Genomic DNA, 21,783 nt, shown 5'->3' with positions numbered 1-21,783 from the left:
TCTCAATTCGGAATAAAACAGAAGCGGGATTGCCGTGCTGGCTTTTGTGGTTCCCGGTCTCAAAATCGAGACCGGGGGCACCCGCTATCGGTTGATCTCGATCACGGTTGCGTCTTTTGAAATTTATACTTGAGAGGATATGTCACAGTTTTTGCCGGTTGAGGAGCAGCTTGATCTGCTCGAAAAGGGTGCTGCGGAGATTATTCGCGTAGCGGATCTGCGGGAGCGGTTGGAAGAGAGCCGGAAGACGGGCCGGCCGATGCGGGTGAAGGCGGGGTTCGATCCGACGGCGCCGGATCTGCATCTAGGCCACACGGTGCTGATGCGCAAGCTCAGGCACTTTCAGCAGCTTGGGCACCAGGTGATCTTTCTGGTGGGAGACTTCACTTCGCTGATCGGCGATCCGACGGGGCGGAATGTGACGCGCAAGCCGCTGACGCGCGAGCAGATTGAGGCGAACGCGAAGACGTACCAGGAGCAGGTCTTCAAGATTCTGGATCGTGCGAAGACTGAGGTGCGGTTCAACTCGGAGTGGCTGGACAAGCTGGGCTTTGAGGGAACGATTCGGCTGACTGCGAACTTCACCGTTTCGCAGATGCTGGAGCGAGACGAATTTCACAAGCGCTACGAGGCGGAGCAGCCGATCAGTCTGCATGAGTTTTTGTATCCGGTGATGCAGGCATACGACTCGGTTGCTCTGGAGTGCGATGTGGAACTGGGCGGCACGGACCAGAAGTTCAATCTGCTGGCGGGGCGCGAGCTGCAGCGCGTGTTTGGACAGAAGCCGCAGATTGTGCTGATGACGCCAATTCTTGAGGGTCTGGGCGGCGGACAGAAGATGTCGAAGTCGCTGGGGAATGCTGTTGGCATTCACGAGACGCCGGCGGAGATGTACGGCAAGCTGATGTCGATTTCGGACGAGCTGATGTGGAAGTACTGGACGCTGTTGACGGATCTGAAGCAGTCGGAGATCGATGCGATGCGGGCTGAGGTTGCGTCGGGCGCGTTGCATCCGATGGATGCGAAGAAGCGGCTGGCGCGCGCGATTGTGACGGATTTTCATTCGGCGGAAGACGCAGCACGTGCCGATGAGAACTGGGCGCGGATGTTCCAGCAGAAGGAAGTTGCCGAAGACCTGGAAGAGGTGACGGTGGTCTATGCCGATGTGGTCGGACCGTCTGGACCTCCGGGGACGCTGGGAATTCGGCTGCCGAAGCTGCTGGTGAAGCTCGGGTTGGCTGCTTCGGGCGCTGAGGCCAGCCGCAAGATTACCGAGAAGGCTGTGAAGCTGGATGGCGAGACGGCGACGAATCCGGTGATTGCGCTGGAGAAGCTGCCGGCGCGGCTGGTGGTGCGGCTTGGAAAGCGGGCCAAGGCTGCGGTGATTGAGTAGGACTGTCTCGCTTCAGTTCTCGTCATCCAAGGGCAGTTCTGCCATGTCGGGCTCACGCCAGAGGATGATGGCCTGAGGCAGCGTGATGGACAGGAGAACGCCGACGAGTGCAAGCAGGGATGCTGTGTCGTGCACGATTGTCTGCGGCCACCATTTGACGAAGCGTAATGGTGAGATGGTCCAGCTATTCAACAGCCAGATGAAAACGAGAGTTATCGAAACGACCTGATAAGCGCTGTAGTGTGCCCGGTCCCGAACCTGAAGTTCGCGCTCATCGTTGCGCCATTCGGTGTCGACGATTTCTATGGGACGCACGCGCAGGGCCAGGGGAATGAATGGCGTCCGCGCCGTCTCTGGCGGAGGTGTGTTTGCAAATGCGCGGATGAGACCGCTGCGTGCATAGCCGCCCAGCAGAACGTAATTTATGCCGAGGGTGAAAAAGAATACATAGGTTGAGCCGACCAGCAGGTTCGAGGGGGTACTGGCAAACCATGCGAGAGAGGCAAGAGCCAGCAGCAGAGCCGCGTAGACGCAGACGACGAGGATGCGGCGGCGATGTTGCCGGGAGAGATCGATGGGTTTGCCGAAGAGGATCAGCTCCGCGCGCATAGTTGCTCCTTTTACTGGTGATTGAACGGATCATCTTCGGGGGTGCGACGGCCGTAGACCTGTTGGCTTAGCGGTTGGAATGGCCGGGTCGAGAAGATGGCTTCGATGGGCAGACTGAAGAATTCAGAGAGGCCAAAGGCCAGCTTGAGGCTGGGGCCGTAATCGCCTCGTTCGAGAAAACCGATGGTCTGATAGTTGATGTGGAGAGCATCGGCCAACTGCTGCCGGGTAATGCCGCGCTCGGCGCGCAGAACGGAAATGCGGTTGTAGAGACCGCTTTCGCCGGCCTGATTGCTCGGATTTCCGTTATTACTCACATGATTATGTTGCGTATAAGCAATAGATCTGTCAAGAAAGAAAACGAGATCTGATGGAATTCCTCGCTATTTCGAGACGATTCAGAAGCTATCCCATTGACGGGAAAGGCACATCGGGAATCTTTTCGCGTGCCGTATACGCAGTTCTGATATAAACACACCAATTCGATACCTTACTTCGGTAACTAGTGAAAAGTGACTTCTCTTTTCGCCACGAACGTGTGCGCTTGTCGAAGAAGGCTTGTTTTGAGAGCAATCGATACATTCATTCCAAAGAAAAACAAAAGGAGAACTCCCCCATGGGTCAATGCAAAACGAAAACAACAGAATTGATTGCGAGGCAGCATCCGAAGTTCAGCTTGAAGGGGGTGCATCCGGACTGGGAGATGCATCCGTCATGGATCTCGGGCATTGAGGCGTTGAATGCCTATAACTTCTGGGTTTGCGAAGTGATGATGCCGGTGGCTTTCCAGTGGATCGAGGAACATCACGATGAGGTCTATGCTCATGTTGCCGAGGAGAACAAGGGCGATGTGGGCGTGGTGATGGCGGCGGCGTTTGAGATGGTGAAGCAACTGCCGTCGTATCAGAAGTGGACTCGTGCTTATGAGAAGTACGAGAAGCAGATTGCCGAAGGCACCCTGCCAACGGCCGAGTTCAATCCGGTGTGGACGAAGATCGTGAAGCAGGTGCGCAAGAGCACGGAAGAGGCATATGCCGCGGAAGCGGATGTGCTGAAGGATACGATCCGGTAGAAGTGAGTGTGATGTGAAGTGATCGATGGTTTGTCAGGGAAAAGCGAATTCCCTGCGGGAATGACAGACAGAAAGACAAAAACACTTCCGATGTTTCTGCTTGCTCTTGATGTCTCCGTTCTCCCAATCAAATGGCGTAGCTGACCTGGCTTGTCTGGGTAATTGGTTCTTCCAGGCGGGTCAGGGTCAGGATGGTGATGTCGTCTTCCTGGCCGAAATCGAGCGCGGCCTGGGCAGCTTCGGCTGCACTGGGCTTGCGCGCGAAGAGAGCATGCACACGTTCGAAGCCATAGATCTCTCCGCTTTCGCTGCGGGCTTCGAGAAGGCCGTCGGTGTAGAGGCTGAGCCGGTCTTCCGCTTGAATTTCGAAGCGCAGCTCATGGTACAAAACACCGTTGATGAGACCGAGCGGCAATGCTCCGGGCGTTTCCATTTCCTTGTGATTGAGGAATGGTGGCGGATGGCCGGCGTTAGCGATGACGCAGTTGCCGTCGGAGTCGAGGCGCATGACGAGGCAGGTGACGAAGCCGCCCTGGAGACGTCCGCAGACGCGGCGGTTAATGCCGGCGAGAATCTCGGCTGGGCTTGCAGTTGTTTCCGCGAGAGCGCGGACAGCTCCGACAATGAGTGCGACGACGAGGGCAGCTTTTAGACCTTTACCGCTGACGTCTCCCATTAGCACGAGAGTGGAGCCTTCGTAATCGCCCTCAGCGGGAATTAGCTGGAAGAAATCTCCGCCGACCTCGGCTGCGGGGATATAGGAGCTGGTGAGAATGAAACCGGGGACGCGCTCTTCGGCCTCGGGGATAAGAGCCTGTTGGACTTCCTGGGCGCTGCGGAACTCCTGCTGCAGAGCGATCTGGCGACGGCGATCGTCGAGGGCGTGCCGGTAAACGGCGAAGACCAATGCTGCCAGAAGAAGCAGGCCGGCGAGGGTGGTAAATGAGACAGCGTTGCCGTTGAGCACGAACAGCGGCGCGGACATGCGATCGGAAAGGGTCCAGTGGGTATAACGGCTACCCTGGGGCGCTATGTTTTGCACTACCTGGAGCATGCCGCAGGCGAATGCCGTGATGGCGAGGATGCGGGAAGCCAGACCCTTCCCGAGGTTGCGCTGAAATGCGTAGAGAACGAGGAACAACGGGAGTGCGGCTGTAACGATATAGATCGCAGTAAGAGAGGCGTCGATCAGAAGCACTTCATGGTGCGAAGTGGAGGACGGCCACAGGAACATAACGACAACACCGTCCAGGGTTGTCGATAACAGGCTCGCTACAGCGAAGGCGCGGGTTAGGCGTACGATGCCTGGGGAATTGCGAAGGTCAAGCAGCGTTAACAACAGAAACCAGAGTGAGATATCGCGAATGGAAGAGGAAAGGCTGGCGACAGTATCAGCGAGGGAACGTGGTATGGGAAATCCCATGCCATAGAGTGCGACGCGGGTGATGGAGGCGAATGCAAAGCCGGCGATCCAGAGTAGTGTCCACTGGTGCCGGTCGCGCAGCCATGCCAGGAAACCGAGCAATGCGACGATGAAATACAGGAGGTCTTCGGCGTAGACGAACTGACGGCTGCGCAGCCATTGATAATCGAGCTCGGATTTTGCGGCTGTGATGGCTTGAGAACTACCGACTAACGGAGGAGCTTCGAAGCCACCACGAAGGCCGTTGTCTTCGGTTGTCAGCGGCGCTTTCCAGACGCGTATAGCCAGAACGCCCGAATCATGGACCGGCCAGCCGAAGGTCTGCGAAGGCTGCGAGTCGGAATACCAGGCCGGGTGTGGCGGAAGTTTCCCATTACTGCCTATGAGCCGGCCGTTCCAGTACAGCTCGTAGGTGTCGTCGATGTGAGGGATCAGGATGGCTAGATTGCCGGGGCTTCTTGTGAGATCGGACGAGATGTGGCGGCGATACCAGGCGAAACCGGCGTAGCTGGCGTGGCCTTGTTCGCCCCAGGGCTTACCGGATGTGAGCTGTTCCCATTGGGAATCATCAAAAGACGGGTCGGCCCACGCGGGATCGTCTCCCGTGTGGAATTGCCAGATGCCGTCAAGTGGAATCGCTCCTGAGCCGAGGTTACGCAGCACCATTGGAGAAATGGCGGTCGTGCTGCGTTGTGGGGAAACGGACGGCTTCTGGGCGACTGCAACGGATAAGGCAATTACAAATAAAGCAAAAGATAAATAGGCCCGGCAGCGTTTAGAACGCATGTGGGAAGAATATCGCTTTCTCAAGGGTTTAGAGCACCAACAAAGGAGAAAGACGACAAGTGTTCCTAAATGGGAGCAAACTTTTCATCGAGCCGCAGCGACTGGGAGGTCGAACGGTTGAGGGTGAGAACGGTGATGTCGTCTTCCTGGCCGAAACGGACGGCAGCCTGGGCTGCGTCTTCGGCACTGGGACGAGAGGCGAAGAGGGTGTTGAGACGGGCGAATCCATAGAGTTCGCCGGAGCCGTTGCGAGCTTCGAGAAGGCCATCGGTGTAGAGAGTTAGCTGGCAATTGGCGGAGAGGCGCATGGTTACTTCTTCGCAGGCAAGGTCGGGGACGACGCCGAGAGGCAGTGAGCCGGGTATCTGGAGCTCTTTGCCGTTGAGGTAGGGCGGAAGATGACCGGCGCTGGCGAAGGTGAGGTTTCCATCGAGAGATGCACGCGCGACGATAGCTGTGGCGAAGCCATCGCCGATGCGCTGATACATGCGGCGATTGAGCCCGGAGAGGATTTCGGCTGGGCTGTTTGTCGAATCGGCGAGAGTGCGGAGGATGCCAAGGATCATGGACACGCTCATGGCGGCCTGGAGGCCTTTGCCACTGACGTCACCTAGCGCGATGAGGATGGAGCCGTCTTCGCAGGGGATTACCTGGAAGAAGTCGCCGCCTACGTCTTGAGCTGGTTGATAGGCGCTGGTGATGGTGAAGCCTTCGATGGGAGGGATGGCTTCGGGGATGAGCGCCTGTTGGATTTCACGAGCGCGCTGGAGATCTGCCGCGAGCAGGCTCTGCTTGCGAGACTGTTCGCGTCCATAGCGGTAGAGGGCGTAGAGGATGGCGATGAAGAGTATGGTGTCGGCGAGGATGGGCGGGGTGAAGTAGGTACCGAAGAGCGAAAAGAGCGGCTGGCTGAGATTGTTGGAGATCGACCAGTGGGTGAACCGTTGCCCCTGCTGGCTGGCTGCGGTGACGACCAGCAGCATGTGGGAGAAGAAGGCTGCGGAAGCAACGGCCCAGCGCTCGGGGCTGAGTTTACGGCGGATGGCGAGGGCAACGATGACGAGCGGAAAGACTTCGACTGCCGTGGTGACGGTGGTGAGGATGGCATCCGTAATGTCGATCCAGGGGTGGTCATACCAACCGATGAAGTAGTAGAGAAAGTTGAGGACACCGTCCAGTGTGCCGCAGGCGATGGAGATGATGGCGAGCACGCGCGCCCAGCGGCGGAGTGGGGAATCCTTGTCTACTTGCAGCAACTCCAGCAGCAGGTACCAGAGAGCAATGTTGCGCAGGGCAAAGAGGGGTTGCAGCAGGCCTGAAGCGACGGTCGCGTCGATGGGCATGCGCAGGGTGTAGAAGGCGCCCCATAGCGAGGGGCATCCGGTGAAGATGGCGAACCAGAGCAGGATGGTGTATTGACGGTTGCGGAACCATGCGATGAAGACAATGAGGGAGACAAGCCCGTAGAGCAGGTTGATGCCGATGGAATAGGCGTTGCCGAGCAGATTTGCGTAGTTGGAGATCGCCATCTGTCCCTGAATGGAGTCGGCATTGCCGATCATGGGGGTGTCGCGAAAGCCGCCGATAGCTCCGGAATCGCTCGATCCGGGTGGGTCTTTCCAGACGCGGACAGCGAGCACGCCAGCGCCGGGTCCGGGAAAGCTGAAGATGTGTGGTGCGCGGGTAGCGGGCCATGATGCGCGTGGTGGCAGGGTTCCGATGTGGCCGATTTCTATGCCGTTCCAGAAGACCTGATAGGCATCGTCGATGGCGGGCATGAGAATCAGGAATTCGCCGGTTTCGCCTGGGGCTGCGGTAATGCGGATGTGACGGCGATACCAGGCGAATCCGGAATAGGCGGGATGTCCTTGCAGGCCCCATGGTTCGTCGGGCCGGATGGTCGACCAGGATGAGTCATCGAGGGCGGGCGAGGACCACGAAGGGTTGTCGCCGGTTTGAAAGAGCCAGGAGCCATCGATGGGAACCGCGCCTTTGCCGACATCCTTAAGGTCGAGCATGGATGGAGCAGCGGCGATGCCAGGGGATGGCTGCGCGAGCACGGTGGCCAGGCTCAGAAGGAGAGCTGCGAAGACCCAGGAACGCTGCGGGCGCAGAGGCATGTGGTCAGGATAACTCCAGTATCGTGTACCGCTACTTAGCATTGGTAGACGTGCGAGGCTGATGGTGAGTTGTTAGGATGGCAAGTTGGGAGTCGAGTTGCGAATGAGTCGAATTCTGGATGGTACGGCGATTGCGGCGGAGATTAAAGCAGAGGTCGCCGAGGATGTAAAGAAGCTGGCGGAGCAGGGAATCAAGCCTGGGCTGGCCGCGGTGCTGGTGGGGCATGATCCGGCGTCGGAGCTGTATGTCCGCAGCAAGGTGAAGACGTGCGGCGAGCTGGGGCTGTTCAGCGAGATGATTGAGCCGCCGGAGACGGTGACAACGGAAGAGACGTTGAAGCTGGTCGCCAATCTGAACGCGCGCGAGGATGTCGATGGCATTCTGATTCAGCTGCCGCTGCCGAAGCAGGTGGATACCAAGTTGCTGCTGGATTCTGTGATGCCGGAAAAGGATGTGGATGGGTTTCATCCTGTGAATGCGGGCAGACTGCAGGCGGGACGGCCAGCGCTGGCTCCGTGTACTCCATCTGGAGTGGTGGAGATTTTGAAGCGCAGCGGCATCCCGATCGCGGGGCAGCGTGCGGTGGTGGTGGGACGCAGCGATATTGTGGGCAAGCCGGCGGCGATGCTGCTGCTGCATGAGAATGCGACGGTGACGATTTGCCACTCGAAGACCCGTGATCTGCCAGAGGTGACGCGTGAGGCGGACATTCTGGTGGCGGCGATTGGAAGGCCGGGATTCATTACCCCAGAGATGGTGAAGCCGGGGGCGACGGTGATTGATGTGGGCATTAACCGCATTACCGATCCGGTGGAGTTTGAGAAGTACTTTGCGGGTGACGGCAAGCGCGCTGATATCTTTGCGAGGCGCGGATCGACGATTGTGGGCGACGTGCATCCCAAGGCGTTTGAGATTGCGGGAGCGTATACGCCGGTTCCGGGTGGGGTGGGACCGCTGACGATTGCGATGCTGATGGCGAACACGGTGCGGGCAGCGCGGCTGCGGCGGGGGCTTTAGCTGCGATGGTGCGAGTGGGATTGACAGGTGGCCTGGGGAGCGGGAAAAGCACCGTCTCGAGCTATCTGAAGGAGCTGGGCGCTGAGGTCATTCAAGCGGATGAGGTGGGCCGGGAGCTGATGGAGCCGGGGCACGCAGTTTTTGACGAGATTGTCGAAGTCTTCGGGCCGGAGGTGGTTGGGCCGGATGGGCATCTGGACCGCGCACGGCTGGCGGAGCTGGCTTTTCGCGGAGGGCGGCTGCATGAGCTGAATGCGATTGTGCATCCGGCGGTGATTGCGGCGCAGGGCGACTGGATGCGACAGGTGTATCTGCGCGATCCAAAGGCCGTGGCGGTGGTGGAGTCGGCGCTGATTTTTGAGGTGGAACGCGATGCGCGGCTGAGGGGTGAGTCGGAGGGGATTCTGACTTACTGGCGCAGGCGATTTGATCGCGTGATTGTGGTTGCGGCTCCTGATGAGGTGAAGATTGCGCGCTATGTGGCGCGGCTTTCGCCAGGAGCGTGGGACGAGAAGATTGCCGCCGATGCGCGGTCGCGGCTGGCGCAGCAGTTGAGCGATGCAGTGAAGAAATCGCGCGCCGACTACGTGATTGAAAATTCCGGGGATTTTGAGGACCTGAAGCGGCAGGTGGATGCGGTTTGGATGCAGCTGCGGGAGCTCGGCAACAATTTGCGGAATACTGAGTTCATACAATAGAAACAGCGGGCGACGAGCCGGTCTAAGAAGACTGCAGCTTGCGCCTCGTTGTGGAAAGGCTTGGAAAGAGGTATGCGCTTGCGCCGATTGCTGCTGGTTGTATTGCTTGTAGGTGGATTCTGGTGGGTTACCAGTCATTTTCCGGATCATCTTGTCGATGCGGTGGGTGGATTGGGTCTGCATGGAACGAGTGTGACCAGATCGCCGCTGGAGTTGACGGAAGCTCAGGCTGCGCCCGCTTTTGATGCTGAAGAGCAGAACAATATTGTGGTTTACAAGAAGACCGTCGACTCGGTGGTGAACATTACATCACGGTCGGTCTCTTTTAACTTTTTTTATGGCGAGGTGCCGCAAGAGGGTCAGGGATCGGGCTTCATTCTTGATCGCGCGGGACATGTGCTGACGAATTTCCATGTGATCGCCGATGCGAACCGCATTGAAGTTAAGACGCACGACAAGCACACCTACAAGGCGACGATCGTTGCCTCGGACAAGGTGCATGATCTGGCGCTGCTGCAGATTAATGCTCCGAATCTGCAGCCGGTGACGCTGGCTGATTCTACGAGCCTGATGGTGGGGCAAAAGGTGTATGCCATCGGCAATCCGTTTGGGTTGAGCGGAACGATGACGCGCGGCATCATCAGCTCGATTCGCTCGGTGCGCGGGCCGCAGGGCTCGCCGATTGAGGATGCGATTCAGACGGATGCGGCGATCAATCCGGGCAACTCGGGGGGGCCGCTGCTGAACTCGCGCGGCGAAGTGATCGGCATCAACACCATGATTGCGACGGGTGGCGCGGAGCAGAGCTCGGGCATCGGATTTGCCATTCCGATCAACACGGCCAAGGCGGTGCTGAACGACTTCATGCGCTACGGGCGGGTGCGGCGGCCTTCGCTGGGGATTACATCGCTTGCCATTGGACCGGATGTGGCGGAACAGATGGGATTACCTGCGGTTTCAGGCGTACTGGTGGAGAAGGTTGTTCAAGGCGGAGCGGCGGATCGAGCCGGTATTCGCGGAGGCAACGAAGAGGCCTATCTCGGCAACATGTCGATCCTGATTGGCGGGGATTTGATTGTGGGAATTGACGGCAGGGAGATTCAGGACACGTCAGACATTGGCGCGGTCATGGAGAAGCATCAGCCGGGCGATACCGTTTCGGTGACACTGTATCGGGGTCGCAGGAAGATGGAAGTGCGGCTGCAGCTTGGCGATGCGCACGATATGAATGCTTAGGGGCCTGACGAAGGTGAAAACTCGCCTCAGGGGCTAAAGCCCTACCGATGGTGTTGGTCTGATACCGGGGATGAATCCCCGGCCTACCTTAAGGACAACTGCAAAGGCAAAAGCAACTGCAACTGCAAATGCAAATGCAAATGCAAATGCAAATGCAAATGCAAGGACAATAACAAAGGCATGTTGATGGAGCTTTGATGCTTGTCCACGGAAAAGCAGATCCTCTTCGGGGATGACAGATAGAAAAGCAACAGCAAAAACAAAAGCAAAGACGAAAGCAAAAGCAAGAGCAAAAGCAGATCCTTCACTAGGTTCAGGATGACAAGTTGGTGGTAAGAAAGCACTGCATGGACTGCGTCTGGTTGGACGCAGCCCTTTTGTTTCTGAGCGAATTTCCTGCCTAGAACTTGACGCCCAGAGTGCCCAGAAAAGTTTTGATCTGTGGCCAGACGGCTTTGAGATCGTTGGCAGTCTGGATATCGAGAGGGATGTTGAGTGGATTGGCGATGACGCCGCTGACATCGGTGAGCGGCTTATCGAGAGTGCTGATGAGAGTGGCGAGACCGGCGACGACGGCAGGAGCTGCCGAGATTGCGGTCTGCGCGTGGCCGAGCCACTTGAGTGCGTCGGCAGCGCCGATTTCGATGCCTTTTTCGATGTTCAACAGGATGTTTGCCATACGATTTGGAACCTCATTCTGCCCGGCGCGCGATGCGCACCAGGCATGGATTTATGGCCGGGTATCTCCGCGTGCCGCGCGACGCGCCACCATCTCGTGACGAGCACGAGCGATTGACAGCTTTCTCTCCGGGCAACACCTGTGTGCGTGCGTCGTCGCTATGCGAAGCGCGTGCGGCTTGCGATTGATTTGCCGTAGAGGTTGCTGGAGGAGAGCTGACTCAGGGGAGGGCTGCATTGCATGGCATCGCCGCGCATGCGGATCTTCCCGGCCACTTTTCAGCTTAGGCGTTCAAGGGTAAATTTTACGCAAAGGGGGGCGTCGCATAAATGCATGATTTTGCGTTATTTATGGGAGCTACTGGTATTTAGCGGCTTGACACGCCGCGACTACGCTTTGTTCTGAACATAGCGACGGTTCTCGAAGTGATATTCGCTGGAGAGGACGCGAGCGATGGCTTCGGTGTAGGCGATGTGTTCTTCGGCGAGGATGCGGTCTGCGAGCGAGTGGGCGTCGTCGGTTTCGAGCACGGGGATGGCGTGCTGGAGGATGATGACGCCGTGGTCGAGGTGTTCATCGACGAAATGGACGGTACATCCGGCGATTTTGCAGCCGTAGTCGAAGGCCTGCGTTTGCGCATCGAGGCCGGGAAAGGCAGGCAGCAGTGATGGGTGGATGTTGAGGATGCGGTTGGGGAAGGCGGCGATGAATTCGGGTGAGAGCAGGCGCATGTAGCCGGCGAGGATGATGAGATCGACGTTGTGCTTGCGCAGGCAGGCTGCGACGTCGGCATCGTGCTCGGCACGCTTGCGGCCTTTGGAGATGAATTGTGCGGTGGAAAGGCGGAGTTCGCGCGCGGCTTCGAGTCCTGGGGCATCGGCGACGTTGGAGATGACGATGGCAATCTCAGCGTTGGGCAGGCGGCCTTCGCGGATGGAGCGCGCGATGGCGAGGAAGTTCGATCCGCGGCCTGAGAGCAGGATGCCGAGTCGCTTTTTCGAGGCGGGTTCGGCAGAGCTCATGAGTAGAGCACCCTGCGGCTGTCCTTATCGTTTTTGTCGGCTTTGATGATGCGGCCGATGACGTGGAATTTTTCTTCGGCACGGTTGAGCAGAGCTTTTGCTTTGCTGAATTTGTCGGCGGGAACGACGACGATCATGCCGACGCCCATGTTGAAGGTGCGCATCATCTCGTCCTGCGGCACCTGGCCGAGCTCGCGCAGGTGCTCGAAGATGGGCAGGACAGGCCATGAGCCGAGCTCGACGTGCGCGGCGGTGCCTTTAGGAAGGACGCGGGGCAGGTTTTCAGTGATGCCTCCGCCGGTGATGTGGGCCATGCCGGCGACGAGGCCTGCGTTAACCAGCTTCTGCACAATGGCGAGATAGCTGCGGTGCACCTTCATGAGCGCGTTGCCGGCTTTGTCGCCGATGGCTCCGATGTATTGCGTGGGCTTGTATTTCGCGACTTCGAAGAAAAGTTTGCGTGCGAGGGAATAGCCGTTGGTGTGCAGGCCGGTGGAGGGCAGGCCGATGAGGATGTCGCCGGGTACGATGGTGGCGCCGGTGATGAGCTTGCTCTTTTCGACCGCTCCGACGATGAATCCGGCGAGGTCGTATTCGCCGTCACCATAGAAGCCGGGCATCTGCGCTGTTTCGCCGCCGATGAGCGCGCAGCCGTTGGCTTTGCAGGCGTCAGCGAGACCTTCGACGACCTGCTCAGTTATCGAGGCGTCAAGACGGCCTGTGGCCAGGTAATCGAGGAAGAAGAGCGGTGCTGCACCTTGCACGGCAATATCGTTGACGCAGTGGTTTACCAGATCCGCGCCGACGGTGTTATGTATGCCTAATTCAAAAGCCAGCTTGAGCTTGGTGCCCACACCGTCGGCGGAGCTGACGAGGATGGGCTCTGTCCATTTCTTGAGGTCTAGCTGGAAAAGCGCTCCGAAACCGCCGATGCCGCCGAGGACGTTGCGGTTGAAGGTGCGCTTGGCGAGGAACTTGATGCGCTCCTTGGTGCGGTCGCCGGACGAGATATCGACACCTGCATCAGCGTAGGTAACGGACTTATGGGCAGCGGAAATCGCGTCTGAGCCGGGCAATGGATAGCCTTTCAGGGAGGGGTTTTCCGGCCGGACTGTGCGAGCCGTAAGCTCCGATTCTATCAGCGCAAATCGGGAGGTGTTTGCACAGCACGCTCTGGTTGGCTGCTACTTATACTTGAGCTGAGAGATAAGGAGTAAACGATGGCGGTGCACGAGCGTTCGCGGCAGTTGCAGCAGAGAGCGGAAAAGCTGTTTCCCGGGGGTGTAAATTCGCCGGTGCGCGGTTTTCGCTCGGTGGGCGGTGAGCCGCCGTTTGTGGCGCGGGCCGAGGGTGCGTATCTGTACGACGCAGACGGGAATCGCTATATCGACTACTTCGGCTCGTGGGGGCCGATGATTCTGGGCCATGCTTTTCCGCCGGTGGTGGAGGCGATTGAGCGGGCGGCGCGGAACTCAGCGAGTTTTGGCGCTTCGACCGGTGCGGAAGGCGACCTGGGTGAGCTGGTGCAGGCCTGCTATCCGGGGATCGAGAAGATGCGTTTTGTCAGCTCCGGGACGGAAGCGACGATGTCGGCGATTCGCGTGGCGCGGGCTGCGACGGGGCGTAAGCGGATTATCAAGTTTGAGGGCTGCTATCACGGGCATTCGGATGGGTTGCTGGTGAAAGCAGGTTCCGGCGTGGCGACGCTGGGCATTCCGGGATCGGCGGGTGTGCCGGAAGAAGTGGCGTCTCTGACGCTGGCCTTGCCGTTTAACGATCTCGATGCCGTAGTCGAGGCTTTTGAGCAGTATCCAGGTGAGATTGCTGCGGTGATTCTTGAACCAGTGGTGGGCAATGCGGGATGTATTCCGCCGGGCGAAGGGTATCTGGATGGCCTGCGAAAGCTAACGTCGCGTCATGGTGCGCTGTTCATTGTGGATGAGGTGATGACGGGTTTCCGGTTGGCGCTGGGCGGGGTGATTGAGTTGTACGGTATCGACGCGGATCTGGTGACGCTGGGCAAGATTATCGGCGGAGGGCTTCCCTGCGGATTGTTTGGCGGCAAACGGGAGTTTATGGATCTACTGGCACCGCTGGGGCCGGTGTACCAGGCGGGGACGCTGAGCGGTAATCCGCTGGCTATGGCCGCGGGCATCGCTACGGTGGGCTATTTGAGAGAGCACGCCGTAGAGGTTTATCCGAAACTTGAAGAGACTTCTAAGGCGGTGGCGGAGGGTGTTGCGGCGGAAGCAGCCAATGCGGGTATTGCGATCATGACCAACCGCGTTGGAGCGATGTGGACCTGGTTTTTCGGTGACAGTGCGGTTACGAACTACTCCGAGGCGGCGCGCAGCGATACAGCGGCCTTTGCGGCGTTTCATCGCAGCATGCTGGAGTCTGGAGTTTGGCTGCCGCCATCGCAGTTTGAGGCGGCGTTTCTTGGGACGGCGCATGGGCAGGTTGAAATAGAAGCGACTATCGCCGCGGCGCGCGCGGCCTTTGCTGCGGTCACGGCTTAATCAGAGCCAGGCGTCGAGCGTTACGAAGTGGCGATCTGTACTGCTGGCGATGAGCCTGCGCACTGCTTCGATGGTGAACGAGCGATCCATTCCCTGGGCACGGTGACTGCCGTCATGCAGGACCAGGTTGGTAGCGTTGCCCTGGCGATCGTTTCGGGCGATCTGCCGATTAATCCGCGCTGTGATGTACTCGGAAGATTCAGCTTTCCAGTCGTTGCCAATGATGTTCCAGGTCACCGGCGTAAGGCCCAATTCGCGTGCAATGCGAAAGGTGGCAGGCTGGCGCGCGCCAAAGGGCGGCCGGAATAGCGTCACCGGCGCTCCGAGTAATTGTTCTATGGCGTCCTTGGTGCGGCTTAGCTCTTCACGCGTTTTGGCTGCGCCAGTGCGCGAGAGATTTGGGTGGGTCCAGGTATGATCGCCGATTGCGTGGCCTGCGGCATGGATGCGCCGTGCAAGCTCTTTCTGCTGCGTGGCATAGCTGCCGATTAGAAAAAAAGTCGCTTTGATCTTGTTTTTTTCAAGTAGATCGAGCAATTGAGGAGTCATGCGCGGGTTGGGGCCATCATCGAAGGTTAGCGCGATCTGGCGCGGACCGGAGACTGGATTGGATGGCGCGGTAAGCGCTCCGCCGAAAAGCGTCGACCAGGGCGCAAGCGAGGCGTACGAATAGCCTCCCGCAGCGGCTCCGGCGAAAGCTGCGATGGATGCGCCGATTTCGATCATTTCGCCTAACATTCGCCTCTGCCTCTGTGAATTGCAACGAGTCTCAGTTTACGGGAATCTAAGAGTCAGAGGGTTTTGCGCCGGTTGGTCTTCCGGCGTAGACTCTTCTTGGTTCGGACCGCATCCTGAGTGAACGGAGCGGCACTGGAGATGCCATGAGCCTTACTACATTCCCCGCCGAGGGCCGGAACGCGGCTGCTCCCACTAATTCCCTTACAACCAAAGTTACGATGCCGGCGCTTGCAGGAATGAAGCGCGAAGGCAAGCCCATTACTGCGCTGACGGCTTATGACTATGCGACCTCGCGCCTGGTGGATGAAGCGGGAATCGACATGATCCTCGTCGGTGATTCGCTCGCCATGGTGGTGCTGGGCCATGACAATACGCTGGCGGTTACGGTGGATGAAATGCTGCATCACACGCGTGCTGTTCGACGGGCAGTACGCCGCGCGCTGGTGGTTGCTGATATGCCTTTCGGGAGCTATCACGGGACGATTTCAGAGGGCGTAGCCAACGCGGTTCGGTTTGTAAAAGAGGCAGGCGCTGAGGCGGTGAAGATTGAAGGGCCGCGTGTGGAGCTGGTGCGCGCTCTGACGGAGGCCGAGATTCCTGTGGTCGGGCATCTGGGGCTTACTCCGCAGAGCGTGCATCGCATGGGCGGATACAAGGTGCAGGCCAAGACTGCAGAGGCTGCGCTGCAATTGCGAGCGGATGCGGTTGCTCTTGCAGAAGCTGGTGCGGGAGCGATTGTGCTGGAAGGCGTACCACGTGAGGTTGCAGCAGACATCACGGCTGAGCTCGCAATTCCTACGATTGGCATTGGCGCGGGGCCGGAGTGCGATGGGCAGATCCTGGTGCTGCATGACATGCTCAATATGACTTTTGCTCCGCATGCCAAGTTTGTGCGGCAGTATGCGGATATGGCTGCGGTGATGCGCGATGCGGTTGAGCATTATCGCGAAGATGTGGAGCGCCGAGCGTTTCCGTCCGATGCGGAGAGCTACCATCTGCCTGCTGCGATGCGTGCGGCTGTTACGGCGAGTGACCGGTAAGAAGCGCCTCGCTTTTTGAATCATCCAATGTTGAGCAAGTTGCAAAGCACCGGTCTGTCAATGAGCGGGCCTGCTTGGATACATGAAGGATTTCCATGCTGATTTTTAAAACGATTGAAGAATTGCGCGCCTGGTCGCGTGCGGTTCATGTAAAGCAGGGCACAGTTGGGCTGGTGCCGACGATGGGTGCGCTGCATGATGGACATCTGACTTTGGTGCGTGCAGCAAGAGCGGGTAATTCGGCGGTGGTTGCAAGCATCTTTGTAAATCCGACGCAGTTTGGGCCGAATGAGGATTTCGCGAAATATCCGCGGACGTTTGAGGCGGATTGTGCACTGCTCGAAGCTGAAGGCGTGGATGCGGTGTTTGCGCCCGCTCCAGAAGAGATGTACCGAGCGGGAGCTGCGACATTTGTTGAAGTGGAAGGGCTGAGCAATCGGCTGGATGGTGGATCGCGGCCGGGGCATTTTCGTGGCGTGGCTACGGTGGTGGCGAAGCTTTTTATCGCTGCTGAACCGGACCGCGCTTACTTTGGCCAGAAGGATGCGGCGCAGGTTGCCGTGCTGCGGCGCATGACGGCGGATCTGGGATTGCCGCTGGAGTTGATTATTTGTCCGATCGTTCGCGAGCCTGATGGGCTGGCGTTGAGCTCGCGGAACCGGTATCTGAGCCCGGATGAACGTTGGCAGGCGCTTGTACTGAGCAGGGCGGTGCGAGCGGTCGAGAGCGCTTATCGTGGCGGGGAAACTGATGCTGGCAAGCTGATCTCTTTAGCGCGGGTGGAGTTCTTGAAAGAGCCTCAGGTGCGTGTCGATTATATTGCGCTGGTTGATTGGGAGACGCTGCTGCCGGTGGAGAAAGCTGAGGCGGGTTCGTTATTTGCCGTTGCGGCGTGGGTAGGTTCGACTCGGCTTATCGATAATTGCGTGCTGTAGCAAACTGGCCTGTTCTCTGACTGCAAGAGCATTTTCAGAGAACAGGCCAGTTTGTTTTGAAGTCCTAATTGCTGCCTAGTGTGGGTGGTTTTCTTCGGGCGGGGGAACGAAGGCTTCGGGTTTCTGGTGGCCGCGGTGACAAGTGCCGCAGGTAACGGGATCTTTGGCATTCGGCAGGTTCATGACGTAGTTGCTGTTGATGTCCTGAACCATCTTGTACATGACCCGCGCGGTCTTCTTCTCTTGCTTTGAGTCGTCGGGGAAGTTCAGCATGGGACGGCCGTTAGGCCCTACGCGGTTGGGATCGGCAGCGTGGCAGGTGTTGCAGTGCACGCCGAGTTGGCCAGCCCATTTGTCCATGATGTCGTGAACTTCCTTGCCAGTGAGGTCTTTCGGAAGGACCTTAAGATTGGTGGGTTTCGGCATTTGCCGAGGCATTCCACCCGGCGGTGGTCCTCCCGGTGGCGGCCCTTGCTGCGGCGACTCCTGAGCCGCCTGGACCGCGAAATGCGAAGGTATCAGGGTCAGTGAGACAAGGGTAAGAACGCATGCAGACACTGCCAGAGTGGCCTGCCGAAAGCGGGATCGAATCATGCCAAAATCCTTTCGGAATTCAGGGGCGGTTGAATTGATAGACGGGCTCGTACGACGCCAGTTTACACGGCAAAGTTGCGGCGAGGACGCAAGTTAGTTCGCCGTGAGACGCAAGGATGGCCGGCGATGGAAAAGCGCAACGGTAGTTCAGCGGCATGGCGGATGCCAATGCGGGTGGTGATTTCAACGGCGGGAGCGGGGAAGCCATCATCACGAAGCTGCAGCGGTGAACTGGTACTGAGTAAATTCAGGCCGTTGTGTTCGGGACGAGTGATGTCGAGTGCCTGGCAGAGCCGCCCGGGGCCTGAGGTCAGGTCTCGATCAGAGACGTTGTTCTTATTTGAAATATCTCGATTCGCAGCCATGAGATCTCTACCGAGAATCGGTTCCAGGGCGCGGACGAGGATGCAGCCGGCAAAGCCCTCCGGTTCGCAGGTGATGTTGAAGCAGAAATGCGCGCCGTAGATGAAATAGACGTAGCTGTGGCCAGGCTCTCCGAACATGACGCGGTTACGATCTGTGATGCCGCGGAAGCTGTGCGCTGCGGGGTCGGGTGTTGTGGTGATGTGAGGACCGAGGTAGGCTTCGAGCTCGACGATGCGGCCGGCGAGCCAACCGTCTGTGGTTTTGCGCGCGAGCAGCTTGCCGAGCAGCCGGGGAGCGACGATTTCCGGCGCGGGAAGAAGGAATTCACGAGAGATGTGGCCCCAGCCGGCGGGAAGCCGGACTGGGGCGCGATGGGTCGATCGGCCGCTCATTTGAGATTCACGCCTTGTGGGCGCTTTTCCACTCCTTGATTCCTGCGAGAACCTCTTCGGCATGGCCCTCGGGCTTCACATTCTCAAAGACTTGGAGCAGGGTCTGGTCTGGGCCGATAACGAAGGTGGTGCGGGCGATTCCCCTCACCTTTTTGCCGTACATGTTCTTTTCCTTCATGACCCCAAACTGATTGCAGACCTTTTCGTCTACATCTGCAAGGAGCGGATACGGCAGGTTGTACTTCTCGCGGAATTTGCGCTGCGCTTTTGGAGTGTCGCGGGAGATGCCGAGGACGATTGCGCCGGCCTTTTGCAGCTTTTCGAAGGTATCGCGAAAGCCGCAGGCCTCAATGGTGCAGCCAGGAGTGTCGGCTCTGGGGTAAAAGAAGAGTACAACCGGGCTGCCGGCGAAATCGGTAAGATTTACAGTGTTTTCCTGGTCATCCTGGAGGGTGAAGTTGGCGACTTTCTTGTTCAGTTCCATGAAGAAAACCTCGTTGTGCGGCTTGGGTTTGCGTGAGCTGCGCTCACGTGCGTGGTGGAACTGGAAATGGCAGCGTGTGACCGGTGCTGCGAATCCATCCTTGCCGGGAGGCGAATCCCAGCAGGCTCTCATCGATTATTCCCGACCGGCCAGCCGTCTGTCATGGCGCCGGGAGGGTAGAAAAGTGTTGCAGTTTGTGGCCGGATCGATAAGCGCCAGATTTATGCGAATTGCGACGGCCGGGCTGATGCTTCTGGGTGTTTCCGTCGCCGGGCTTGCGCAGTATCCGGGCCGCATTGAGAAGAGCGATAAGAATGCGCCGGTGTTGCGCTCGATTGCGGTGCTGGAGTGGACCGGGCAGCCGGGAAAACCGTCGGCGAGCAGGCTGGTGCCGATCTCGGTTTTTGATGGCGAACAGCTCAACGATGGAACGCTGTATCTGGATCGTCCACAGCCGCTGGCGCTTGATAGCGGCGTGGAATATGTGTTGCAGAAGGATGGCCGCCCTACTGGGCTTTACGATGTTTTCGGCGCGGGTGAGATGAGTGGTACGTGGCAGGGAGTGGGGGTATGGAAATCACTATCGACCGCGGCTGAGACCCGGTCAAAGGATGCCTACAACCAGAGCTCGCTCTACAACTCGAAGGTCGATATTGGTGATGACAGCGATAAACCGGTGCTGCACCGGAAACATCCGAAGGAGTCTGACTCGGGTAATGGTTCATCGGGATCGTCGGGCACTGGTTCGCCAAATACCGGGAGCGCGTCTACCAGCGGGAGTGGTGGAAGTGCTTCGACGGGATCGGGCGGCGGCTCGGGTTCGCAAGCTGATCCGGACCGGCCTACGCTGCATCGCAAGTCCGGCTCGGATTCGTCCACTTCATCGACTTCATCGACGACAAGCTCGTCAGGGAGTGATAGCGGCTCTGGTTCTGGATCGCACGAAGCTGTTGATCCGGATCGACCAACTTTGCGGCGTCATCACAGCGCGGACGACAGCGATACGGCGGGTGTTTCGAACGCTCCGCCAGATCCGGACCGTCCGAGACTGATGCATGGTAAGCCCGCTGATCTGGAACCATCGGAGCTTCCGAGGCTGAAGGGCAATCCGCCGGCGATGCAGCAGGTGGTGGCTGTGTCCGATTCCGCGAATCGCCCGGTACATCCGTGGGCGTTTAGCTGGTCCGATCCGGCAGACCAGACACATTACAAGCAGCAGATGGAGGCGCTGGCGCGGACTGCGCTGGGGATGGATGAGCCTGCGACTCCGTCGAAGACGACGAAAACCGCCGCGTCGAAAACTGCAAAAACTTCAACAGCGAAGACGACAAAGAAAAAGACATCGCTGCTGGCGACTGCCAGCGATGAGCCGAAGCCGCTGGCTGACGAGCAGTTTCAAGTGTATGAGCTGGCTTATGGCGCTTCGGCTACGCTCGTGCTAACTGCGGCAACTCCCAAGCCTGAGCTGGTTCAGACTGATTCGAGCCAGCAGACAGCTTCTGACGGTAGTGCTCCGAAGATTGTTCGCCGTTCTACGCCGGGGAAGAATTCCGCGACGGTGCAGTCGCAGGTGAAAGACGATAGCTCAGCACCATCTGAGAGCGGTTTGCCCGCGAAGCCTGCGCCGCAGAAGTTTGTCACGCTGATTGCGCAGCCCGATCTCTATGGTGGGGTACTGGTGCTCTATAAGAGCGTCACCGACTCTGCGCACCTTGACGAAACGCCGCGGATGCGGCTGATCGATGCGGTTGACGCGACCGCCGACAACCGCGCTGAGCTGCTCTTTGAGCTGCGCGGCGATGGGCAGCGGCAATTTGCGCTGTATCGTGTGCTGCGTGGCTCCGCCGAGCAGATGTTTGCGACAGTGGCGATGCCGTGAATTGAGCGGACCGCCATTTTGACTTATTTAAGTCGCAAGAATACTCTGTAGCTGGTATGAACCGAGAAACAAAGCCAGACACAGTGAGGACGTCGATTGACCTGCCTCGCGATCTTCATCGCAGGGTGCATGAGGCTGCCGCACGCACAGGTTGTTCGGCGCGGAAGCTCATTCTGGAAGGGATTGAGTCGGTCATACGGGAAAAGGGTTTGCCGCGGCCGACGCAGCGGCTCGATCTGGATGCCAACCCGCCCATTCCTTCGGAAGGGCGGCGGCTTCGACTCCTGACTAATGACGAAATCTATGAACTTATTGAGCTTCCCTGATCTCAATGTATGGCGTGCTTTGGCTTCTCCCGATCATGAGCATCATGCCACGGCAGCGTTATGGTGGGAACAACAGGACGGAATGATCTGCTTTACGAGGTTTACGCAGCTCGGATTCCTGCGCTTAGCGACCACCGCCGCCGCCATGGATGGGAAACCGTATACGATGGCTCGGGCGTGGGAAGCATATGACCGGTTTTACGAGGATGAGCGCGTGAGGTTTCATCCTGATCCTGCCGAAGCGGAAGCAAGGTTTCGGCGCATGGCTTCGGACAATACAGTCTCTCCCAAGCTCTGGATGGATGCGTGGCTGTTATCCAGCGCAGACGCGGCTGGAGGTGTGCTGGTGACCTTCGATAAGGCGCTTGCCTCGCGCGGAGCTCACTGTCTCCTGAGCAAGAGATGAATACCCTGCCACGCTGACGTCGAGTCATCCTAGACCGACGCGTCTTTC

22 protein-coding genes are annotated in these 21,783 nt (G+C 58.5%); 11 read left to right on the top strand and 11 right to left on the bottom strand.

The features are described 5' to 3' along the window. Nucleotides 1-139 precede the first annotated feature (139 nt). Nucleotides 140-1,393 carry a tyrosine--tRNA ligase gene (gene tyrS / locus OHL22_RS09010; protein WP_263335786.1) on the top strand — a complete coding sequence of 418 codons (1,254 nt, stop codon included), beginning with the start codon at nt 140-142 and terminating at the stop codon, nt 1,391-1,393. Nucleotides 1,394-1,405: 12 nt separating this feature from the next. Here tyrS and OHL22_RS09005 read toward each other — a convergent pair whose 3' ends face one another. Both OHL22_RS09005 and OHL22_RS09000 read right to left on the bottom strand, forming a co-directional pair. Beyond that, nucleotides 1,406-2,002 carry a hypothetical protein gene (locus tag OHL22_RS09005; RefSeq protein ID WP_263335783.1) on the bottom strand — a complete coding sequence of 199 codons (597 nt, stop codon included), beginning with the start codon at nt 2,000-2,002 and terminating at the stop codon, nt 1,406-1,408. 11 nt (nt 2,003-2,013) lie between these two features. After that, nucleotides 2,014-2,319 carry a helix-turn-helix transcriptional regulator gene (locus tag OHL22_RS09000; RefSeq protein WP_263335779.1) on the bottom strand — a complete coding sequence of 102 codons (306 nt, stop codon included), beginning with the start codon at nt 2,317-2,319 and terminating at the stop codon, nt 2,014-2,016. A 299-nt stretch (nt 2,320-2,618) separates the two neighbouring features. On the opposite strand from OHL22_RS09000, the gene OHL22_RS08995 reads away from it, so the two are divergent. Continuing rightward, on the top strand, nt 2,619-3,074 hold the full coding sequence (locus OHL22_RS08995) for a hypothetical protein (RefSeq protein WP_263335776.1): 456 nt from the start codon (nt 2,619-2,621) through the stop codon (nt 3,072-3,074). A 127-nt stretch (nt 3,075-3,201) separates the two neighbouring features. On the opposite strand, the gene OHL22_RS08990 is transcribed toward OHL22_RS08995, so the two are convergent. Continuing rightward, a complete protein-coding gene (locus OHL22_RS08990) occupies nt 3,202-5,283 on the bottom strand; it encodes a PP2C family protein-serine/threonine phosphatase (RefSeq protein ID WP_263335773.1) in 2,082 nt (693 codons plus the stop codon). Between the two features lie 65 nt (nt 5,284-5,348). Next, nucleotides 5,349-7,403 carry a PP2C family protein-serine/threonine phosphatase gene (locus OHL22_RS08985; protein ID WP_263335772.1) on the bottom strand — a complete coding sequence of 685 codons (2,055 nt, stop codon included), beginning with the start codon at nt 7,401-7,403 and terminating at the stop codon, nt 5,349-5,351. Nucleotides 7,404-7,506: 103 nt separating this feature from the next. On the opposite strand from OHL22_RS08985, the gene OHL22_RS08980 reads away from it, so the two are divergent. The 3 genes from OHL22_RS08980 to OHL22_RS08970 all read left to right on the top strand — a co-directional run bounded on the left by OHL22_RS08980 (nt 7,507) and on the right by OHL22_RS08970 (nt 10,355). Next, nucleotides 7,507-8,421, top strand: a complete 915-nt coding sequence (locus OHL22_RS08980; protein WP_263335769.1) for a bifunctional 5,10-methylenetetrahydrofolate dehydrogenase/5,10-methenyltetrahydrofolate cyclohydrolase — start codon at nt 7,507-7,509, stop codon at nt 8,419-8,421. 5 nt (nt 8,422-8,426) lie between these two features. Beyond that, nucleotides 8,427-9,119, top strand: a complete 693-nt coding sequence (gene coaE, locus OHL22_RS08975; protein ID WP_263335763.1) for a dephospho-CoA kinase — start codon at nt 8,427-8,429, stop codon at nt 9,117-9,119. A gap of 72 nt (nt 9,120-9,191) precedes the next feature. After that, nucleotides 9,192-10,355 carry a S1C family serine protease gene (locus tag OHL22_RS08970; RefSeq protein ID WP_263335760.1) on the top strand — a complete coding sequence of 388 codons (1,164 nt, stop codon included), beginning with the start codon at nt 9,192-9,194 and terminating at the stop codon, nt 10,353-10,355. 400 nt (nt 10,356-10,755) lie between these two features. Here the strand turns inward: OHL22_RS08970 and OHL22_RS08965 are convergent, their stop codons facing one another. The 3 genes from OHL22_RS08965 to purM all read right to left on the bottom strand — a co-directional run bounded on the left by OHL22_RS08965 (nt 10,756) and on the right by purM (nt 13,132). Then, entirely contained in the window at nt 10,756-11,034 is a 279-nt protein-coding gene (locus OHL22_RS08965) for a hypothetical protein (RefSeq protein ID WP_263335757.1), read from the bottom strand. Between the two features lie 389 nt (nt 11,035-11,423). Beyond that, nucleotides 11,424-12,056 (bottom strand): phosphoribosylglycinamide formyltransferase, encoded by a 633-nt coding sequence (gene purN, locus OHL22_RS08960; protein WP_263335754.1) that lies wholly within the window; start codon nt 12,054-12,056, stop codon nt 11,424-11,426. Beyond that, nucleotides 12,053-13,132, bottom strand: a complete 1,080-nt coding sequence (gene purM, locus OHL22_RS08955) for a phosphoribosylformylglycinamidine cyclo-ligase (protein WP_263335751.1) — start codon at nt 13,130-13,132, stop codon at nt 12,053-12,055. The genes purN and purM overlap by 4 nt, the downstream gene beginning before the upstream one ends. Before the next feature lie 144 nt (nt 13,133-13,276). Here purM and hemL point away from each other — a divergent pair, with 144 nt between their 5' ends. After that, nucleotides 13,277-14,575: a glutamate-1-semialdehyde 2,1-aminomutase gene (gene hemL, locus OHL22_RS08950; RefSeq protein ID WP_263335748.1), complete on the top strand. Its 1,299-nt coding sequence runs from the start codon at nt 13,277-13,279 to the stop codon at nt 14,573-14,575. Here hemL and OHL22_RS08945 read toward each other — a convergent pair whose 3' ends face one another. Next, nucleotides 14,576-15,313, bottom strand: a complete 738-nt coding sequence (locus tag OHL22_RS08945) for a polysaccharide deacetylase family protein (protein WP_263335747.1) — start codon at nt 15,311-15,313, stop codon at nt 14,576-14,578. It abuts the gene before it with no gap. Nucleotides 15,314-15,456: 143 nt separating this feature from the next. Between OHL22_RS08945 and panB the strand changes: the two genes are divergently transcribed. Both panB and panC read left to right on the top strand, forming a co-directional pair. Further along, nucleotides 15,457-16,353: a 3-methyl-2-oxobutanoate hydroxymethyltransferase gene (gene panB / locus OHL22_RS08940; protein ID WP_263335745.1), complete on the top strand. Its 897-nt coding sequence runs from the start codon at nt 15,457-15,459 to the stop codon at nt 16,351-16,353. Nucleotides 16,354-16,448: 95 nt separating this feature from the next. Then, a complete protein-coding gene (gene panC / locus OHL22_RS08935; RefSeq protein ID WP_263335744.1) occupies nt 16,449-17,288 on the top strand; it encodes a pantoate--beta-alanine ligase in 840 nt (279 codons plus the stop codon). A gap of 75 nt (nt 17,289-17,363) precedes the next feature. Here panC and OHL22_RS08930 read toward each other — a convergent pair whose 3' ends face one another. From OHL22_RS08930 to bcp, 3 genes are all read right to left on the bottom strand, one after another. Then, nucleotides 17,364-17,882 (bottom strand): c-type cytochrome, encoded by a 519-nt coding sequence (locus tag OHL22_RS08930; protein ID WP_263335741.1) that lies wholly within the window; start codon nt 17,880-17,882, stop codon nt 17,364-17,366. 62 nt (nt 17,883-17,944) lie between these two features. Then, nucleotides 17,945-18,640 (bottom strand): DNA-3-methyladenine glycosylase, encoded by a 696-nt coding sequence (locus OHL22_RS08925; protein WP_263335737.1) that lies wholly within the window; start codon nt 18,638-18,640, stop codon nt 17,945-17,947. 7 nt (nt 18,641-18,647) lie between these two features. Further along, nucleotides 18,648-19,124: a thioredoxin-dependent thiol peroxidase gene (gene bcp, locus OHL22_RS08920; RefSeq protein ID WP_263335734.1), complete on the bottom strand. Its 477-nt coding sequence runs from the start codon at nt 19,122-19,124 to the stop codon at nt 18,648-18,650. Here bcp and OHL22_RS08915 point away from each other — a divergent pair. Genes OHL22_RS08915 through OHL22_RS08905 form a run of 3 tightly spaced genes read left to right on the top strand, consistent with a single transcriptional unit; the run spans nt 19,099 to nt 21,735 of the window. Then, nucleotides 19,099-21,003, top strand: coding sequence for a hypothetical protein (locus OHL22_RS08915; RefSeq protein WP_263335732.1), 1,905 nt, complete (start codon nt 19,099-19,101; stop codon nt 21,001-21,003). The two genes, bcp and OHL22_RS08915, sit on opposite strands and share 26 nt — an antisense overlap. Before the next feature lie 56 nt (nt 21,004-21,059). Continuing rightward, nucleotides 21,060-21,329 carry a hypothetical protein gene (locus OHL22_RS08910; RefSeq protein ID WP_263335728.1) on the top strand — a complete coding sequence of 90 codons (270 nt, stop codon included), beginning with the start codon at nt 21,060-21,062 and terminating at the stop codon, nt 21,327-21,329. Further along, nucleotides 21,307-21,735 carry a TA system VapC family ribonuclease toxin gene (locus OHL22_RS08905; protein ID WP_263335726.1) on the top strand — a complete coding sequence of 143 codons (429 nt, stop codon included), beginning with the start codon at nt 21,307-21,309 and terminating at the stop codon, nt 21,733-21,735. The genes OHL22_RS08910 and OHL22_RS08905 overlap by 23 nt, the downstream gene beginning before the upstream one ends. Nucleotides 21,736-21,783: the final 48 nt, after the last annotated feature.

This window comes from Acidicapsa dinghuensis, from assembly GCF_025685685.1.
GTDB classification, from domain to species: domain Bacteria; phylum Acidobacteriota; class Terriglobia; order Terriglobales; family Acidobacteriaceae; genus Acidicapsa; species Acidicapsa dinghuensis.
This window is presented reverse-complemented; position numbering and strand designations above follow the sequence as displayed.

Coding starts and splice junctions, on each gene's coding strand:
- OHL22_RS08980 (WP_263335769.1), top strand. CDS start 7,507: ATGAGTCGAATTCTGGATGGTACGGCGATTGCGGCGGAGATTAAAGCA.
- OHL22_RS08970 (WP_263335760.1), top strand. CDS start 9,192: ATGCGCTTGCGCCGATTGCTGCTGGTTGTATTGCTTGTAGGTGGATTC.
- OHL22_RS09005 (WP_263335783.1), bottom strand. CDS start 2,002: ATGCGCGCGGAGCTGATCCTCTTCGGCAAACCCATCGATCTCTCCCGG.
- OHL22_RS08930 (WP_263335741.1), bottom strand. CDS start 17,882: ATGATTCGATCCCGCTTTCGGCAGGCCACTCTGGCAGTGTCTGCATGC.
- OHL22_RS08990 (WP_263335773.1), bottom strand. CDS start 5,283: ATGCGTTCTAAACGCTGCCGGGCCTATTTATCTTTTGCTTTATTTGTA.
- OHL22_RS08995 (WP_263335776.1), top strand. CDS start 2,619: ATGGGTCAATGCAAAACGAAAACAACAGAATTGATTGCGAGGCAGCAT.
- OHL22_RS08965 (WP_263335757.1), bottom strand. CDS start 11,034: ATGGCAAACATCCTGTTGAACATCGAAAAAGGCATCGAAATCGGCGCT.
- hemL (WP_263335748.1), top strand. CDS start 13,277: ATGGCGGTGCACGAGCGTTCGCGGCAGTTGCAGCAGAGAGCGGAAAAG.
- tyrS (WP_263335786.1), top strand. CDS start 140: ATGTCACAGTTTTTGCCGGTTGAGGAGCAGCTTGATCTGCTCGAAAAG.
- OHL22_RS08985 (WP_263335772.1), bottom strand. CDS start 7,403: ATGCCTCTGCGCCCGCAGCGTTCCTGGGTCTTCGCAGCTCTCCTTCTG.
- OHL22_RS08925 (WP_263335737.1), bottom strand. CDS start 18,640: ATGAGCGGCCGATCGACCCATCGCGCCCCAGTCCGGCTTCCCGCCGGC.
- OHL22_RS08905 (WP_263335726.1), top strand. CDS start 21,307: ATGAACTTATTGAGCTTCCCTGATCTCAATGTATGGCGTGCTTTGGCT.
- coaE (WP_263335763.1), top strand. CDS start 8,427: ATGGTGCGAGTGGGATTGACAGGTGGCCTGGGGAGCGGGAAAAGCACC.
- OHL22_RS08945 (WP_263335747.1), bottom strand. CDS start 15,313: ATGTTAGGCGAAATGATCGAAATCGGCGCATCCATCGCAGCTTTCGCC.
- bcp (WP_263335734.1), bottom strand. CDS start 19,124: ATGGAACTGAACAAGAAAGTCGCCAACTTCACCCTCCAGGATGACCAG.
- panB (WP_263335745.1), top strand. CDS start 15,457: ATGAGCCTTACTACATTCCCCGCCGAGGGCCGGAACGCGGCTGCTCCC.
- OHL22_RS08910 (WP_263335728.1), top strand. CDS start 21,060: ATGAACCGAGAAACAAAGCCAGACACAGTGAGGACGTCGATTGACCTG.
- purN (WP_263335754.1), bottom strand. CDS start 12,056: ATGAGCTCTGCCGAACCCGCCTCGAAAAAGCGACTCGGCATCCTGCTC.
- panC (WP_263335744.1), top strand. CDS start 16,449: ATGCTGATTTTTAAAACGATTGAAGAATTGCGCGCCTGGTCGCGTGCG.